Here is a 15063-nt window from a genome sequence, read left to right as displayed (position 1 = left end):
GATCACTACTTCTGTTACCGAAGGAGCATGATGAGTCTTTCGCTCATGTGCGCACAGTTAGTTACCCGCCGAGTCTTCCGACACGTTATTACTGCCCATCTGTCTCTTGACTTAAATGATATTGATAATTATTCTCAATTCAATCATCCATAACCTGCAAGGATATACCTATGATCGGTTTTTTGACTCTCCTACCCTCTTTTTTGCGTCGTATGGCGTTGCCCGGCGCCCTGCTCTTTGTATCCGTCGCCAGCGCCAACGCCGCGGAAAAGCTTAAGGTAGTCACTACCTTTACCATCATCCAGGATATTGCGCAGAATATCGCCGGCGACGCCGCGACGGTAGAGTCGATTACCAAGCCGGGCGCGGAGATTCATGATTACCAGCCCACGCCGCTCGATATTGTTAAAGCGCAGTCGGCCCAGCTGATACTGTGGAACGGCATGAATCTGGAACGCTGGTTCGAGCGTTTCTTTGACAACGTCAAGGACGTTCCGGCGGTGGTGGTGACGGAAGGGATTACGCCGCTGTCGATCCGTGAAGGCGCCTATAACGGCAACCCCAATCCCCATGCGTGGATGTCGCCTTCCAACGCATTGGTCTATATTGAAAATATCCGGGCGGGATTGGTGAAATACGACCCGGCGAATGCGGAAACCTATAACCGCAACGCCAAAGCCTATGCGGAAAAAATCAAGGCCATCGACTCGCCGTTGCGTGAACGCTTATCCCGTATCCCGGATCAGCAGCGCTGGCTGGTGACCAGCGAAGGCGCATTCAGCTATCTGGCGCAAGACTATCAGTTCAAAGAGGTCTATTTATGGCCGATTAATGCCGATGAACAAGGCTCTCCTCAACAGGTTCGCAAGGTGATTGATACCGTCCGCAAGGAAAAAATCCCGGTGGTATTCAGCGAAAGCACCATCTCGGACAAACCGGCAAAACAGGTCAGTAAAGAGACCGGAGCCAAATACGGCGGCGTACTCTATGTCGATTCGCTGTCAAGCGAAAATGGCCCGGTGCCCACCTACATTGATTTGTTAAAAGTCACTGTAGAGACCATCGCCAAAGGATTTGATCAATGAGCAGTGATACAGCAACGCAGTCACTGGAGATTAATGACGTCTCTGTGACCTACAGCAACGGCCACCAGGCGATCCGGCATGCCTCTTTCGCATTGAACGGCGGCACCATCTGCGCGCTGGTGGGCGTTAACGGCAGCGGAAAATCAACGCTGTTCAAAAGCATTATGGGCCTGGTAAGGCCCACAACCGGCCAGGTATTGCTTAATAAAAAGCCCATTGTCCAGGCGTTGAAACAGAATCTGGTCGCCTACGTGCCGCAGACCGAAGACGTCGACTGGAATTTTCCGGTGCTGGTCTCCGACGTGGTGATGATGGGACGCTACGGAAAAATGAATTTTCTGCGCATTCCCTCGCAGCAGGATCGCGACATCGTCGCCGAATCACTGGAGCGCGTCGGCCTTACGGCATTATACCAGCGTCAGATTGGCGAATTGTCCGGCGGACAGAAAAAACGGGTTTTTCTCGCCCGCGCGCTGGCCCAGCAGGGCAGCGTGCTGCTGCTGGATGAGCCTTTTACCGGCGTCGATGTAAAAACGGAAAACGCGATTATCGATCTGCTGCGCACCTTGCGCGACGAGGGGCATCTGATCCTGGTGGCGACGCACAACCTCGGCAGCGTGCCCGAATTCTGCGATAACGTTATTTTGGTGAATCGCACCGTGCTGGCGGCGGGTCCGACGCACAGCACCTTTACCCAGAGCAATCTGGAAAAAACCTTTGGCGGCGTGTTACGCCATATCAATCTTGGCGGGCCGAACCTGCATGACGACGACGACGAGCGCATGGTTACCGTACTGACCGATGACGAACGCCCGGCGGTGTTCTATGGTTCAACCAAGAACGACCCTCCCGCTCTGCGCGCCGTCCCAGGGGAGAAAGAACAGCAATGATCGATCTCCTGCTACAGCCGTTCGGCTATAACTATATGATGAAAGCCATCTGGGTCAGCGCCATCGTGGGCGGCGTCTGCGCCTTCCTCTCGGCCTATCTGATGCTCAAGGGCTGGTCGTTAATGGGCGATGCGCTGTCGCACTCGGTTGTGCCCGGGGTCGCCGGCGCCTATGCGTTGGGGCTGCCGTATGCCGGCGGCGCTTTTTTTACCGGTATGCTGGCGGCGCTGGCGATGACCCTTATCCGCCACATAACCCGTTTACGTGAAGACGCGATTATCGGTTTTATTTTTTCCACCTTTTTCGCCGTCGGCCTGCTGATTATTTCGCTCAACCCCACTTCGGTTAACGTTCAGTCCATTATCTTCGGCAATATTCTGGGTATCGCCGATGAGGACGTCCTTCAGGTCGAAATCATTATCGGCGTGACCCTGGTGATTCTTTGTCTGTTATGGAAAGACCTGCTGGCGGTGTTCTTTGATGAAAACCATGCCCGCTCCATCGGCCTTTCTCCGCTGAAGCTGAAAATTCTGTTCTTTACCCTGCTCAGCGCCTGCACCGTCGCGGCATTGCAAACCGTCGGCGCCATTTTAGTTATCGCGATGGTGATTACGCCCGGCGCGACGGCCTATCTGCTTACCGACCGATTCGGCCGTCTGGTGCTGATTTCCATCGCCCTTGGCGCGACAACCAGCGCCGTCGGCGCCTATCTGAGCTTTTTCCTTGACGGCGCCACCGGTGGGGTAATCGTTACGTTGCAGACGCTGGTATTCCTGCTGGCGTTTGTATTCGCGCCCAAGCATGGTTTATTGGCGTCGCGCCGCCTGCGCCAGAGCGGCGACCAAACGGGGGATGCGCTATGAGCCTGATACTGAGCTGGATAACCGAGCCGCTATCCTACCCGTTTATGCAACGCGCGCTTATCGCCGCCGTGGTGACGGGCGTCGTCTGCGCGGTACTGTCGTGCTACCTGGTGCTGAAAGGCTGGTCGCTGATGGGCGATGCGATTTCCCACGCCGTCCTGCCCGGTATCGTGGTGGCCTTTCTGCTGGGCATCCCGCTGGTTATCGGCGCCTTTGTTTCCGGCATCTTCTGCGCCGTCGCCACCGGGTATGTCAAAGAGCATAGCCGGGTCAAGGAAGATACGGTGATGGGGATCATTTTTTCCGGCATGTTTGCGCTGGGATTAGTGCTGTTTGCCCGTATCGATACCGATCAACACCTGAACCATATTCTGTTCGGCAACGTGCTGGGCATCACGACGCAGGAGCTGACCCAGATTCTGTGGATCGCCGGCGTCACGCTGACGGTCATTCTGCTGAAACGCCGGGATTTCATGCTCTACTGTTTTGATCCCAACCACGCACGCGTTATCGGTCTGCCGGTCAAACTGCTGCATTACGGGCTGCTCTGCCTGCTGGCGTTAACGATTGTCGCGTCATTACAGGCGGTGGGGGTCATTCTGGTCATCGCCATGCTAATCGCGCCGGGCATCATCGCCTTTATGGTATGCAAGAGCTTCGACCGCATGCTGATCGTGGCGACGCTGGTTTCCGTCGTCTCCTGTATGGCCGGCACGTTGATCAGCTTTTATATCGACGGCGCCACCGGCCCTTGTATCGTCATTATCCAGGCCCTGTTCTTCACCGTCGCCCTGGCTTTTCACCAGTTGAAAATCCATCGTCGTCCCGCCGCTCTGGCGCCGACGGAAAACGTTTAGCGCGGCCGCTCGATTAACCGGCGGCGCTTTTCCGCCGGTTAATCCCCCGCCCCACGGTTTTATTTTCTACAACGGCTATACTTTCCTCCTGATGCCTTTTCGCGGCGTTTATCAATCATCATCACTGTGCGACAGATTCAGTTTTTATACAGTTCAATCAATTACCGTAATGGTATACAGGGCAATATCAACGGGAGAGTAACCTTATGTGGCAAGCTATCAGCCGGCTTTTGGAAGAACATCTCGGTGCCGCCGAAATCGAGGAGCGCCGCGAATTGCCTGGTGGCGAAATGCACCCGGCCTGGTATGTTCGCTATGGCGGCCATGAGGTTTTCGTAAAATGCGACGTACGTGAAATGCTGCCCAAATTCACCGCGGAAGCCGACCAGCTTATCTTGCTGTCGCGCAGCCATACGGTAAACGTCCCTGAGGTTTACGGCGTGGGCAGTTCCCGCGATCACAGCTTCCTGTTATTGCAGTACCTGGAGGTAAAACCGCTGGATGCCCACGGCGCCTGGTGTCTTGGCGAACAGCTGGCGCGACTGCACCAATGGAGCGATCAGCCGCAGTTTGGCCTCGACTTTGATAACGACCTTTCCACCACCGTGCAGCCGAACTGCTGGCAGCGGCGCTGGTCGGTTTTTTTTGCCGAGCAGCGTATTGGCTGGCAATTGCAGTTGGCCGCAGAGAAAGGCATGCACTTTGGCGATGTCGAGCCCCTGATTGCGCGCGCGGAAGAGCGGCTGGCCGGCTATCAGCCGCAGCCGTCGTTACTGCACGGCGACCTCTGGCCGGATAATTGCGCCAACAGCAATAATGGATGTTATCTGTTTGATCCGGCCTGCTATTGGGGAGACAGGGAGTGCGACCTGGCGATGCTGCCGCTCTACCCGGCGCTGCCGCCACAGATTTATGACGGCTACCAAAGCGTCTGGCCGCTGGATAAGGGCTTTATCGAACGGCAGCCCATCTATCAGATTTATTACCTGCTCAACCGCGCCAATCTGTTTGGCGGCAAGCATATTGTTGCGGCCCAGCAGGCGATAGAGACGCAGCTGCCGCTCTGAAGACGAATAGCCCGCCGGCGCGGGCATAACATCAACGTAAAAAGCACAAAGCAAGCGCCGATATAGAATACCGGACTTAGAGCCCTAATAAGCGCAGCACCATATACCCAATGCCGGCAATAATGAGCGGCAAAATATAGAGCGGAAAGAATTGCAGGAAAATGGTGTGTCGCGGCACGACTACGCGAGACTCCAGCTTCTCCCGGGTGTTGCCTTCGTTGCCCTTCACTTTTTCCAGAATCAGCTGATCTTCAATGCCTTCACGAATCGCCTTCACCTGCCGCGACATACGGGCGCCGGAAACCTGCAGCGCCAGGCCGACGAAAATCAGCATATAAATCAGCCAGAACATCAGGCTGGGGGCAGTAAAAAAACGCGAAAAATCCGGAAGCGGCGAGTTGTACCAGAAAATATTCAGAAACGGCGTATTAAAGCGCACCATCTCGATCATCAGATGCGAAAAATCCAGCAGCACCGCATCAATCCCCTGCTTTTTCTGCGTATAGGCATAAAGATAGTTAGCCAGTGAAACAACAGTGGACAGCAAAGCCGGAATAAAAATGATCCATCCCGCGATACGTTTAACCACGGCGACACGGCCGGCCTGTTGATACGTCATGAGTTCCCCTTCTGAGCGACGCAACATTGTTAATATTTTCGGATAACAATAGTGTATACCTAAAAAAACCCGTTAGAAGCCTACGTTAAGTTTACTATCAGTCAACGTTTTATCGCTCGGCCACCCCCAGCGGCGATGATTTGGCTTACAATCTACCGATGTTTCTTATATTACGGAGCCTACGGCATGACCTTTGATTCTTCTATCCGCGCGGCGATTTTTGATATGGATGGCTTACTGATCGATTCAGAACCCTTATGGGATATAGCCGAGCTTGAGGTTATTGCTTCTCTGGGGATTGATACCTCATTGCGACATTCGATGACCGACACGCTGGGATTGCGCATCGATATGGTGGTTGACCTGTGGTATCAGCTTGCGCCCTGGGAAACTCCCAGCCGGGAAGTGGTCGTCGGCCGCATTATCGAACGCGCCACCGCCCTGGTCGCCGAGCGCCGTCCGCTATTGCCGGGCGTCGAACAGGCTTTGCAGCTCTGTCGTCAACAACGGCTCAAGATCGGCCTGGCGTCCGCCTCCCCCCTGGCCATGCAGCGGCAGGTATTGGCCATGTTCAATCTGGAGCGCTATTTCGACGTACTGGTCTCCGCCGAAAATCTGCTTTATAGCAAACCGCACCCGGAAGTATATCTGAATGCGGCGCAAGGGTTGGGTGTCCCGCCGCTGCGCTGCGTCACCCTGGAGGATTCGATAAACGGCATGATTGCGACCAAAGCGGCGCGGATGCGTTCGATTGTGGTGCCGCAGGGGGAATTGAGGAATGATCCGCGCTGGGCGCTGGCCGATCATAAGCTCGACACCTTGCTACAGCTTGACGTCGCCAATATCGTCTGAACAAGGGAACGGGGCAAGATGCGGTAACCGGCGGTCGGAAAAGCGCCGGTCGCCGCCAGGGAAGTTACAGGAAATCAGCGCGTTTGGGAGAAAAGGTGTCGATCAATACGCTGCCGTCTTCCAGAGAAACCACGCCGTGCATTTCGTTTTTTACCGCCATATAGGCATCGCCGGTTTTCAGAATGCGCTTTTCACCCTCAATCACCACCTCAAAACTGCCTGCGGCGACGTAAGCGATCTGATCGTGAATATCATGTTTGTGGGGCGTGCCAATGGCGCCCTTGTCAAAATGCACGCAGACCATCATTAGCTCATCGCTCCAGGTGATGATCTTACGCTTGATGCCGCCGCCCAATACTTCCCACGGCGTTTCGTCGTCAATAAAATACCTTTTCATCGTTTTCCCCTCTCTTTTTGTGCTCCCCGTGCCGTGCATTCAAGGCGAGCCGGTGCCTGCGGATAGCGACATTCTAGTAACATCAGCGTCAGATGAAACCTAAAATAAGCAAAACCATGACCGTCCTCAAGAAATAAATAAAACAATATTTCATATTTATTGAATTCATATCCCAATCAAACTATCATCCAGCATAACAAGAAAGAACCGGGCAAACCAAGGTTCGGGTGACGTTGTCACTGCCACGCATCTCATCTGTTCCGCCCGGCGCTTTCCCCAGGGTTTTACGCGGATTGATATCCGTATCTGAATGAGAGGCGAAGCAATGCAAGTACGTCAAGGCATTCACAGCGATCACGCCAGCCAATTGGATACCGCCGGTTTGCGTCGCCAGTTTCTGATAGAACGGATTTTTACCGCCGACGCCTACACTATGACCTATAGCCACATCGACCGCATTATCGTCGGCGGCATTATGCCCGTTGAAGCCGCCGTGACCATCGGCGGCGAAGTCGGCAAACAGCTTGGCGTCGGCTATTTCCTCGAGCGGCGCGAACTAGGGGTTATCAACATCGGCGGCGCGGGGTCGGTCACGGTTGACGGGACGCGCTATGAGATAGGCAACGAGGAAGCGCTGTATGTCGGCATGGGCGCAAAAGACGTGCGTTTCATCAGCAGCGACGCGACAAACCCGGCAAAGTTCTACTATAACAGCGCGCCGGCGCACACCGCCTATCCGACCCGTAAAATCACCCAGACGCAGGCGTCGCCGCAGACCCTGGGTGAAGATGCCAGCGGTAACCGCCGCACCATTAATAAATATATCGTTCCTGACGTATTGCCCACCTGTCAGCTCACTATGGGCCTGACCAGACTGGCCGAAGGCAGCCTGTGGAATACCATGCCTTGCCATACGCATGAACGCCGGATGGAAGTCTATTTCTATTTTGATATGGATGACGAAACCGCCGTTTTTCACCTGATGGGGCAACCGCAGGAAACCCGTCATATTGTAGTTCACAACGAGCAGGCGGTGATCTCACCGAGCTGGTCGATCCATTCCGGTGTGGGCACCAGACGCTACACCTTTATCTGGGGCATGGTTGGCGAGAATCAGGTTTTCGGTGACATGGATCACGTCAAGGTCAGCGAGTTACGTTAATCGCCGGCGGCCGGAATAACCGATATTCCCTACAGTAACAGCTAACGACTGAGTATTGTCGCTTATGGAGAGATTATGGCTATGATTTTAAATTCCTTCGATTTACAGGGCAAAGTGGCGCTTATCACCGGTTGTGATACGGGTCTGGGCCAAGGTATGGCTATCGGACTGGCGCAGGCCGGTTGCGATATCGTCGGCGTCAATATTGTCGAACCCAAAGACACCATCGAGAAAATCACCGCGCTGGGACGCCGTTTCCTCAGCCTGACGGCGGATGTGAGCAATATTGCCGGCCACGCCGAACTGGTGGAAAAAGCCGTTGCCGAGTTTGGCAAAGTTGACATTCTGATCAATAACGCCGGCATTATCCGCCGCGAGGATGCCATCGATTTCAGTGAAAAGAACTGGGACGACGTGATGAACCTGAACATCAAGAGCGTATTCTTTATGTCGCAGACGGTTGCCCGCCAGTTTATCAAGCAGGGCAACGGCGGCAAGATCATCAATATCGCGTCGATGCTCTCTTTCCAAGGCGGTATCCGCGTACCTTCCTACACCGCCTCGAAAAGCGCGGTAATGGGCGTCACCCGTCTGCTGGCCAATGAGTGGGCCAAACACCATATTAACGTCAATGCCATCGCCCCCGGATATATGGCCACCAACAATACCCAGCAACTGCGCGCGGATGAAGAACGCAGCAAAGAAATCCTGGAGCGCATCCCGGCGGGTCGCTGGGGCCTGCCGCAGGATGTCATGGGCCCGGCGGTATTTCTGGCGTCCGGCGCTTCTGATTATATCAACGGCTATACCATCGCCGTTGACGGCGGATGGCTGGCTCGCTAATACCTCTTTTCGCGTCGGCAATTATTTTCGGATCGCTATAAAAGGCACAATTCATATTGTGCTTTTTATTTATTTTTCAAAAAGTTATTTTTATATTTACGCTATTCCCCATATTAAAATCCCGCTTTAAAAAAAATCAAAACAACGTTCCGACTTTGATCACACTTTCGCTATCGGGTACATGACGGCAGGGCGAATAGCGCCATATAATCAATCGAAACAGCGTTTCTATTTATAAGGAACTGTTAACTCAGTTCCATAAGAAGGTACTTGATGAGTATTTTTGCCCGTCTGTACACCAGCAGAGAAAACAGGCTTGACGAGTGGATTGCCGCACTGGACAAGCATATTGGCACCGTAACAAAGCGAGCCAGCAGCCGCAGCAATCCAACGCCGCTGCTGGCCGATGGATTTGACGTGCTGAGTCATGATCCCGTCGTATGGCAATTTCCCGACGGGCATAGCGCGCCGATTTCCAATTTCGCCAGCCAGCAAAACTGGTTGAGAACGCTTTGCGCGATGAGCGTCATCACCGGGGAAAACAGCTATCAGCAGCAGGCCGCCGCGCAGACGGCGTACTTTTTGACAAATTTCGTCGATGCTCACAGCGGCCTGTTTTTCTGGGGCGGACATCGTTTTATCAATCTGGATACGCTGCAAAGCGAAGGACCGGAGTCAAAAGCCCAGGTCCATGAACTCAAACACCACCTGCCCTATTACGCGCTGCTGCATCGCATTGATGCCGCCAAAACGCTGAACTTCCTGCAGGGCTTCTGGAACGCGCACGTCGAGGACTGGAACTCGCTGGACCTCGGGCGCCACGGCGATTATGCCAAACCGCGCGATCCCGACGTTTTCCAGCATCCCCGTCACGACGTGGTTAACCCCGCGCGGTGGCCGGTTCTGCCGCTGACAAAAGGGCTGACCTTTGTTAACGCCGGCACCGATCTTATCTATGCCGCCTTCAAGTATGCGGAATATACCGGCGATCGGCAGGCGGCGAAATGGGGCAAGCATCTGTACCGGCAATATGTGCTGGCAAGAAACCCGGAGACCGGGATGCCGGTTTATCAATTCAGCTCGCCGCTGCAGCGCCAGCCGGTGCCCGCCGACGATAATCAGACCCAGTCCTGGTTCGGCGACCGCGCCCAGCGCCAGTTCGGCGCCGAATTCGGCGAGATAGCCCGCGAGGCCAACGTGCTTTTCCGGGATATGCGCCCGCTGTTGATTGATAACCCGCTGGCCATGCTGGATATCCTGCGCGTTCAACCCGACGACGAAATGCTCGGCTGGGTGATTTCCGGGCTGAAAAATTATTACCAATACGCCTACGACCTGAGCAGCAATACGCTGCGCCCGATGTGGAATAACGGCCAGGATATGACCGGTTATCGTTTTAAGCGCGACGGCTATTACGGAAAAGCCGGCACGGAATTGAAACGCTTTGCTCTGGAGGGAGATTATTTATTGCCGCTGGTGCGGGCTTATTGCCTGAGCGCCGATGAGGAGCTGTATGCGTTGATTAACACCATTCTCAGCCGTCTGGCTAACGAAAACGCGCAGCATATCGCCAGCCCGGCCTTAGTGTACGCCATGACCGAATTGGCCGAACGCCGCCAGTCGGAAAAATGGGCGCAATACGCCTGGCAACTGGCGGAAATTCTGTTTGAAAAACATTTCCATCGCGGATTATTCGTACGTTCGGCACGGCATCGCTATCTGAGGCTGGATGACCCGGCCCCGCTGGCTTTATCCGCTTTCGTCGCCGCCTGCCGCAACAGGCTAAACGAGATTCCGCCGTTTTTAACCCAGGGGGGATATGTGCACGGCGACTTTCGCGTTAACGGGGAAAATAAAATTATCTATGACGTGGAGTTTATTTATCCAGAGTTATTAAAGGTTTGATTTTATGTTTGTTAATAATTATTCCCAATTACTAATAGGTAAGCATGATGAATGAAAACAGAATGCTGGGGTTAGCCTATATCTCCCCCTATATCATAGGGCTGATAGTTTTTACCGCTTTTCCCTTTATTTCGTCATTTATACTCAGTTTCACCGAGTATGACTTGATGAACCCTCCCGAATTCACCGGGATGGAAAATTATCATCGGATGTTGCTGGAAGACGACCTTTTCTGGAAATCAATGCTGGTTACCTTTGCCTACGTCTTTCTGACCATACCGCTGAAATTAATATTCGCCCTGCTGATTGCCTTTGTGCTCAATTTTAAATTGCGCGGCATCGGTTTCTTTCGTACCGCTTACTATGTGCCTTCCATTTTAGGCAGCAGCGTGGCCATCGCCATACTGTGGCGGGCGCTTTTCGCCATTGACGGCCTGCTGAACAGCTTTCTCGCCGTGTTCGGTTTTGATGCCATCAACTGGCTCGGCGAGCCTTCTCTGGCATTAATGTCGGTCACCCTGCTGCGCGTCTGGCAGTTTGGCTCCGCCATGGTTATCTTCCTGGCCGCCTTGCAGAACGTCCCGCAATCGCAGTATGAAGCCGCCATGATCGACGGCGCCTCCAAATGGCAAATGTTTATGAAAGTGACCGTGCCATTAATTACGCCGGTTATTTTCTTTAACTTTATTATGCAGACCACGCAGGCATTCCAGGAATTTACCGCCCCTTACGTCATCACCGGCGGCGGTCCGACCCATTACACCTACCTGTTCTCGCTCTATATCTACGATACGGCATTCAAGTATTTCGATATGGGCTATGGCGCGGCGTTGGCATGGGTGCTGTTCCTGGTGGTGGCGGTATTCGCGTCGGTTGCCTTTAAGTCGTCCAAATACTGGGTGTTCTACTCCGCCGATAAAGGAGGAAAAAATGGCTGACCTGCATTCAAATATCAACGCGGTGCAAGAAAGCGCGGCGCTGGAAATTCGCCGGACGCTGCGTAAAGAGAAAATCAACGCCGCCGTTCGTTACATTATTTTGTTAGTTGTCGGCCTGCTGATGCTGTATCCGCTGGTATGGATGTTCTCGGCATCCTTTAAGCCGAATCACGAGATCTTCACCACTCTCGGATTATGGCCGGCGCATCCGACCTCGGACGGCTTCGTCAACGGCTGGAAAACCGGCACGGAATACCATTTCGGCCACTACATGATTAACACCTTCAAGTATGTGATCCCGAAAGTGATTCTGACCATTATCTCTTCCACCATCGTCGCTTACGGCTTTGCCCGCTTCGAGATCCCGTGGAAGAACTTCTGGTTCGCCACGCTTATCGCCACCATGCTGCTGCCCAGCACCGTACTGCTGATCCCGCAGTACATCATGTTCCGCGAAATGGGCATGCTGAACAGCTATCTGCCGCTCTATCTGCCATTGGCGTTCGCCACCCAGGGCTTCTTCGTCTTTATGCTGATCCAGTTCCTGCGCGGCGTACCGCGCGATATGGAGGAAGCGGCGCAGATCGACGGCTGCAACTCTTTCCAGGTGCTGTGGTATGTGGTGGTGCCGATTCTGAAACCGGCGATCATCTCCGTTGCGCTGTTCCAGTTTATGTGGTCGATGAACGACTTCATCGGTCCGCTGATCTACGTCTACAGCGTGGATAAATATCCGATCGCGCTGGCGTTGAAAATGTCCATCGACGTGACGGAAGGCGCCCCGTGGAACGAGATTCTGGCCATGTCCAGCATTTCAATTCTGCCATCCATCATTATTTTCTTCCTGGCGCAGCGTTACTTCGTGCAAGGCGTGACCAGCAGCGGAATCAAAGGTTAATAGAGGATCTATCATGGCTGAAGTCATTTTCAACAAACTGGAAAAAGTGTATTCCAACGGTTTCAAAGCGGTACACGGCATCGACCTGACCATTAACGATGGCGAGTTTATGGTGATCGTCGGCCCGTCCGGCTGCGCCAAATCCACCACGCTGCGCATGCTGGCCGGCCTGGAGACCATCAGCGGCGGCGAAGTGCGCATCGGCGAACGGGTGGTGAATAATCTGGCGCCGAAAGAACGCGGGATTGCCATGGTGTTCCAGAACTATGCGCTCTACCCGCATATGACGGTAAAGGAGAACCTGGCATTCGGCCTGAAGCTCAGCAAAATGCCGAAAGCGCAGATTGAAGAGCAAGTGGCCGAAGCCGCCAAAACCCTGGAGCTGGAGGAGCTGATGGACCGTCTGCCGCGCCAGCTCTCCGGCGGCCAGGCGCAGCGCGTCGCGGTGGGCCGCGCCATCGTTAAAAAGCCGGACGTATTCCTGTTTGACGAACCCTTATCCAACCTGGATGCCAAGCTGCGCGCCTCCATGCGCATCCGTATTTCCGACCTGCATAAGCAGTTGAAGAAAAGCGGTAAAGCCGCGACCACCGTGTATGTCACCCACGACCAGACGGAGGCCATGACCATGGGCGACCGTATCTGCGTGATGAAGCTGGGTCATATCATGCAGGTGGATACGCCGGACAACCTGTACCACTACCCTGTCAACATGTTTGTCGCCGGCTTTATCGGCTCGCCGGAAATGAATATCAAACCCAGCAAACTGGTGGAAAAAGACGGCCAGATTGGTTTGACCGTCGGGCACTACACGCTGGTACTGAATAGCGAGCAGCAGGATAAGGTGCGAGCCTATTCCGGCCAGGATGTTTTCTTCGGTATCCGTCCGGAATACGTCACCGTTTCAGAGACCCCGTTTACGGCCAACCACTCGCAGGGCGAGCTGGTGCGCGTAGAAAACATGGGCCATGAATTCTTTATGTATATAAAAGTCGATGGCTTTGAATTAACCAGCCGCGTCCCGTCCGATGAAGCGCGGCAGATTATAAAAAACGGCCTGCATCGCCAGATATTCTTCCAGTTCGATATGGAAAGATGCCATATCTTTGATGCAAAAACAGAAAAAAATATCTCTCTTTAACTGGAGTAATAACCGATGAAAAAAGCGATCCTACACACGCTGATAGCCTCATCCCTGGCCTTACTGGCGGCGCCGTCTTTTGCCGCCAGCCAGGTTGAACTGAGAATGTCCTGGTGGGGCGGCAACAGCCGCCACCAGCAAACGCTCAAGGCAATCGAAAGCTTCCATCAGCAATACCCCAATATCAAGGTGAAAGCAGAGTACACCGGTTGGGATGGACACCTGTCCCGCCTGACCACCCAGATCGCCGGTAAAACCGAGCCGGACGTGATGCAGACCAACTGGAACTGGTTGCCCATTTTCTCTAAAAACGGCGATGGGTTCTACGATCTAAACCTGGTCAAAGATTCATTGGACCTGAACCAGTTCGACGCCAAAGAGCTGCAGGGCACCACCGTTAACGGCAAGCTGAACGGCATTCCCATTTCCGTTACCGCCCGCGTTTTCTATTTCAACAATGAAAGCTGGAAAAAGGCCGGACTGGAATACCCCAAAACCTGGGACGAGCTGTTGAACGCCGGTAAGGTGTTCAAAGAAAAACTGGGCGACCAGTACTACCCGGTGGTACTGGAACATCAGGATTCACTGGCGCTGTTAAGTTCTTACATGATTCAGAAGTACAATATTCCCGCTATCGACGAAAAAGCGCAGAAATTCTCTTATAGCGATGCGCAGTGGATAGAGTTCTTCAGTCTGTACAAGAAGCTGGTTGATAGCCACGTTATGCCTTCGGCCAAGCACTATGCCTCTTTCGGCAAGAGCAATATGTATGAGATGAAGCCGTGGATTAGCGGCGAGTGGAGCGGCACCTATATGTGGAACTCCACCATCACCAAATACTCCGATAACCTGCAGCCGCCGGCCAAACTGGAGTTGGGCCCTTATCCCATGCTGCCGGAAGCCAAAGACGCCGGGCTGTTCTTTAAACCGGCGCAAATGTTGTCTATCGGTAAATCAACCAGGCATCCCAAAGAGTCCGCCCTGCTGATTAACTTTCTGCTGAACAGTAAGGAAGGCGTTCAGGCAATGGGATTAGAGCGCGGCGTACCCTTAAGCAAGGCCGCGGTGGCGCAATTGACCGCCGATGGGGTGATTAAAGAGGACTCCCCCTCCGTTGCCGGGCTAAATCAGGCATTAAATTTACCGCACGCGTTGAAAACGTCGCCCTACTTTGACGACCCGCAGATCGTTTCCCTGTTTGGCGACGCCATTCAGTATATCGACTACAGCCAAAAATCCGTTGAAGAAACGGCAAAATATTTTCAGCGTCAGTCTGAACGTATTTTAAAACGCGCAATGAGATAACGGAAACCTGTTACTCTACTCGTATTTCCCCTGCCGTAAACCGGCAGGGATTTTTCAATTAAATTAAAACAAGAAAATTACCCGATCCGATCCCCTTCACATTTTGAAATTCATTTTTACTTTTTGTTACTCAAGCCGATCGCGATCACAAAACGGATAGTAATAATAAATAAAATAGAACTTGTTCCAAAAAGCGTAATGCGTCTTTTGAATTAATCCCCATCATAACTTCTGGGAAATA

General features: G+C 53.4%; 15 protein-coding genes. 13 read left to right on the top strand and 2 right to left on the bottom strand.

Annotated elements, in window-relative coordinates; genetic code table 11:
- The first annotated feature begins 170 nt into the window (after nucleotides 1–170).
- The 5 genes from MFP24_RS22830 to MFP24_RS22810 all read left to right on the top strand — a co-directional run bounded on the left by MFP24_RS22830 (nucleotide 171) and on the right by MFP24_RS22810 (nucleotide 4762).
- Nucleotides 171–1085, top strand: coding sequence for a metal ABC transporter substrate-binding protein (locus MFP24_RS22830; RefSeq protein WP_283164128.1), 915 nt, complete (start codon nucleotides 171–173; stop codon nucleotides 1083–1085).
- Nucleotides 1082–1975 carry a manganese/iron ABC transporter ATP-binding protein gene (locus MFP24_RS22825; RefSeq protein ID WP_249232381.1) on the top strand — a complete coding sequence of 298 codons (894 nt, stop codon included), beginning with the start codon at nucleotides 1082–1084 and terminating at the stop codon, nucleotides 1973–1975. Before MFP24_RS22830 ends, MFP24_RS22825 begins: the two co-directional genes overlap by 4 nt.
- Nucleotides 1972–2838, top strand: coding sequence for a metal ABC transporter permease (locus MFP24_RS22820; RefSeq protein WP_249232382.1), 867 nt, complete (start codon nucleotides 1972–1974; stop codon nucleotides 2836–2838). Before MFP24_RS22825 ends, MFP24_RS22820 begins: the two co-directional genes overlap by 4 nt.
- The gene (locus MFP24_RS22815; protein WP_249232383.1) at nucleotides 2835–3695 is read left to right on the top strand and encodes a metal ABC transporter permease; all 861 of its coding nucleotides are present in this window, start codon (nucleotides 2835–2837) and stop codon (nucleotides 3693–3695) included. Before MFP24_RS22820 ends, MFP24_RS22815 begins: the two co-directional genes overlap by 4 nt.
- Nucleotides 3696–3901: 206 nt before the next feature.
- Nucleotides 3902–4762: a fructosamine kinase family protein gene (locus MFP24_RS22810; protein WP_249232384.1), complete on the top strand. Its 861-nt coding sequence runs from the start codon at nucleotides 3902–3904 to the stop codon at nucleotides 4760–4762.
- 76 nt (nucleotides 4763–4838) lie between these two features.
- Here MFP24_RS22810 and MFP24_RS22805 read toward each other — a convergent pair whose 3' ends face one another.
- The gene (locus MFP24_RS22805) at nucleotides 4839–5381 is read right to left on the bottom strand and encodes a YniB family protein (protein ID WP_249232385.1); all 543 of its coding nucleotides are present in this window, start codon (nucleotides 5379–5381) and stop codon (nucleotides 4839–4841) included.
- A 186-nt stretch (nucleotides 5382–5567) separates the two neighbouring features.
- Here MFP24_RS22805 and hxpB point away from each other — a divergent pair, with 186 nt between their 5' ends.
- The gene (gene hxpB / locus MFP24_RS22800) at nucleotides 5568–6233 is read left to right on the top strand and encodes a hexitol phosphatase HxpB (protein WP_249232386.1); all 666 of its coding nucleotides are present in this window, start codon (nucleotides 5568–5570) and stop codon (nucleotides 6231–6233) included.
- Between the two features lie 64 nt (nucleotides 6234–6297).
- Here the strand turns inward: hxpB and MFP24_RS22795 are convergent, their stop codons facing one another.
- A complete protein-coding gene (locus MFP24_RS22795) occupies nucleotides 6298–6630 on the bottom strand; it encodes a cupin domain-containing protein (RefSeq protein WP_249232387.1) in 333 nt (110 codons plus the stop codon).
- A 325-nt stretch (nucleotides 6631–6955) separates the two neighbouring features.
- Here MFP24_RS22795 and kduI point away from each other — a divergent pair, with 325 nt between their 5' ends.
- From kduI to MFP24_RS22760, 7 genes are all read left to right on the top strand, one after another.
- The gene (gene kduI, locus MFP24_RS22790; protein ID WP_249232388.1) at nucleotides 6956–7792 is read left to right on the top strand and encodes a 5-dehydro-4-deoxy-D-glucuronate isomerase; all 837 of its coding nucleotides are present in this window, start codon (nucleotides 6956–6958) and stop codon (nucleotides 7790–7792) included.
- An 81-nt stretch (nucleotides 7793–7873) separates the two neighbouring features.
- A complete protein-coding gene (gene kduD, locus MFP24_RS22785; protein ID WP_249232886.1) occupies nucleotides 7874–8635 on the top strand; it encodes a 2-dehydro-3-deoxy-D-gluconate 5-dehydrogenase KduD in 762 nt (253 codons plus the stop codon).
- A gap of 273 nt (nucleotides 8636–8908) precedes the next feature.
- Entirely contained in the window at nucleotides 8909–10540 is a 1632-nt protein-coding gene (pelW, locus tag MFP24_RS22780; protein WP_249232389.1) for a pectate disaccharide-lyase PelW, read from the top strand.
- Nucleotides 10541–10587: 47 nt separating this feature from the next.
- Nucleotides 10588–11478 carry a carbohydrate ABC transporter permease gene (locus MFP24_RS22775; RefSeq protein ID WP_136167857.1) on the top strand — a complete coding sequence of 297 codons (891 nt, stop codon included), beginning with the start codon at nucleotides 10588–10590 and terminating at the stop codon, nucleotides 11476–11478.
- Nucleotides 11471–12376 carry a carbohydrate ABC transporter permease gene (locus MFP24_RS22770; protein ID WP_249232390.1) on the top strand — a complete coding sequence of 302 codons (906 nt, stop codon included), beginning with the start codon at nucleotides 11471–11473 and terminating at the stop codon, nucleotides 12374–12376. The genes MFP24_RS22775 and MFP24_RS22770 overlap by 8 nt, the downstream gene beginning before the upstream one ends.
- 13 nt (nucleotides 12377–12389) lie before the next feature.
- The gene (locus MFP24_RS22765; RefSeq protein ID WP_249232391.1) at nucleotides 12390–13517 is read left to right on the top strand and encodes an ABC transporter ATP-binding protein; all 1128 of its coding nucleotides are present in this window, start codon (nucleotides 12390–12392) and stop codon (nucleotides 13515–13517) included.
- Between the two features lie 15 nt (nucleotides 13518–13532).
- Nucleotides 13533–14822, top strand: coding sequence for an ABC transporter substrate-binding protein (locus MFP24_RS22760; protein ID WP_249232392.1), 1290 nt, complete (start codon nucleotides 13533–13535; stop codon nucleotides 14820–14822).
- Nucleotides 14823–15063 lie beyond the last annotated feature (241 nt).

It is taken from the genome of Brenneria tiliae (assembly GCF_023347575.1).
Taxonomy (GTDB): domain Bacteria; phylum Pseudomonadota; class Gammaproteobacteria; order Enterobacterales; family Enterobacteriaceae; genus Brenneria; species Brenneria corticis.
The sequence above is the reverse complement of the archived record's forward strand: the minus strand, read 5'-3'. Positions and strand labels throughout refer to the sequence as shown.

Excerpts from the sequence above, each read along its gene's own strand:
- MFP24_RS22765 (WP_249232391.1), top strand. The coding sequence starts at position 12,390 with ATGGCTGAAGTCATTTTCAACAAACTGGAAAAAGTGTATTCCAACGGT.
- MFP24_RS22805 (WP_249232385.1), bottom strand. The coding sequence starts at position 5,381 with ATGACGTATCAACAGGCCGGCCGTGTCGCCGTGGTTAAACGTATCGCG.
- hxpB (WP_249232386.1), top strand. The coding sequence starts at position 5,568 with ATGACCTTTGATTCTTCTATCCGCGCGGCGATTTTTGATATGGATGGC.
- kduI (WP_249232388.1), top strand. The coding sequence starts at position 6,956 with ATGCAAGTACGTCAAGGCATTCACAGCGATCACGCCAGCCAATTGGAT.
- kduD (WP_249232886.1), top strand. The coding sequence starts at position 7,874 with ATGATTTTAAATTCCTTCGATTTACAGGGCAAAGTGGCGCTTATCACC.
- MFP24_RS22825 (WP_249232381.1), top strand. The coding sequence starts at position 1,082 with ATGAGCAGTGATACAGCAACGCAGTCACTGGAGATTAATGACGTCTCT.
- MFP24_RS22815 (WP_249232383.1), top strand. The coding sequence starts at position 2,835 with ATGAGCCTGATACTGAGCTGGATAACCGAGCCGCTATCCTACCCGTTT.
- MFP24_RS22820 (WP_249232382.1), top strand. The coding sequence starts at position 1,972 with ATGATCGATCTCCTGCTACAGCCGTTCGGCTATAACTATATGATGAAA.
- pelW (WP_249232389.1), top strand. The coding sequence starts at position 8,909 with ATGAGTATTTTTGCCCGTCTGTACACCAGCAGAGAAAACAGGCTTGAC.
- MFP24_RS22770 (WP_249232390.1), top strand. The coding sequence starts at position 11,471 with ATGGCTGACCTGCATTCAAATATCAACGCGGTGCAAGAAAGCGCGGCG.
- MFP24_RS22810 (WP_249232384.1), top strand. The coding sequence starts at position 3,902 with ATGTGGCAAGCTATCAGCCGGCTTTTGGAAGAACATCTCGGTGCCGCC.
- MFP24_RS22775 (WP_136167857.1), top strand. The coding sequence starts at position 10,588 with ATGAATGAAAACAGAATGCTGGGGTTAGCCTATATCTCCCCCTATATC.
- MFP24_RS22760 (WP_249232392.1), top strand. The coding sequence starts at position 13,533 with ATGAAAAAAGCGATCCTACACACGCTGATAGCCTCATCCCTGGCCTTA.
- MFP24_RS22795 (WP_249232387.1), bottom strand. The coding sequence starts at position 6,630 with ATGAAAAGGTATTTTATTGACGACGAAACGCCGTGGGAAGTATTGGGC.
- MFP24_RS22830 (WP_283164128.1), top strand. The coding sequence starts at position 171 with ATGATCGGTTTTTTGACTCTCCTACCCTCTTTTTTGCGTCGTATGGCG.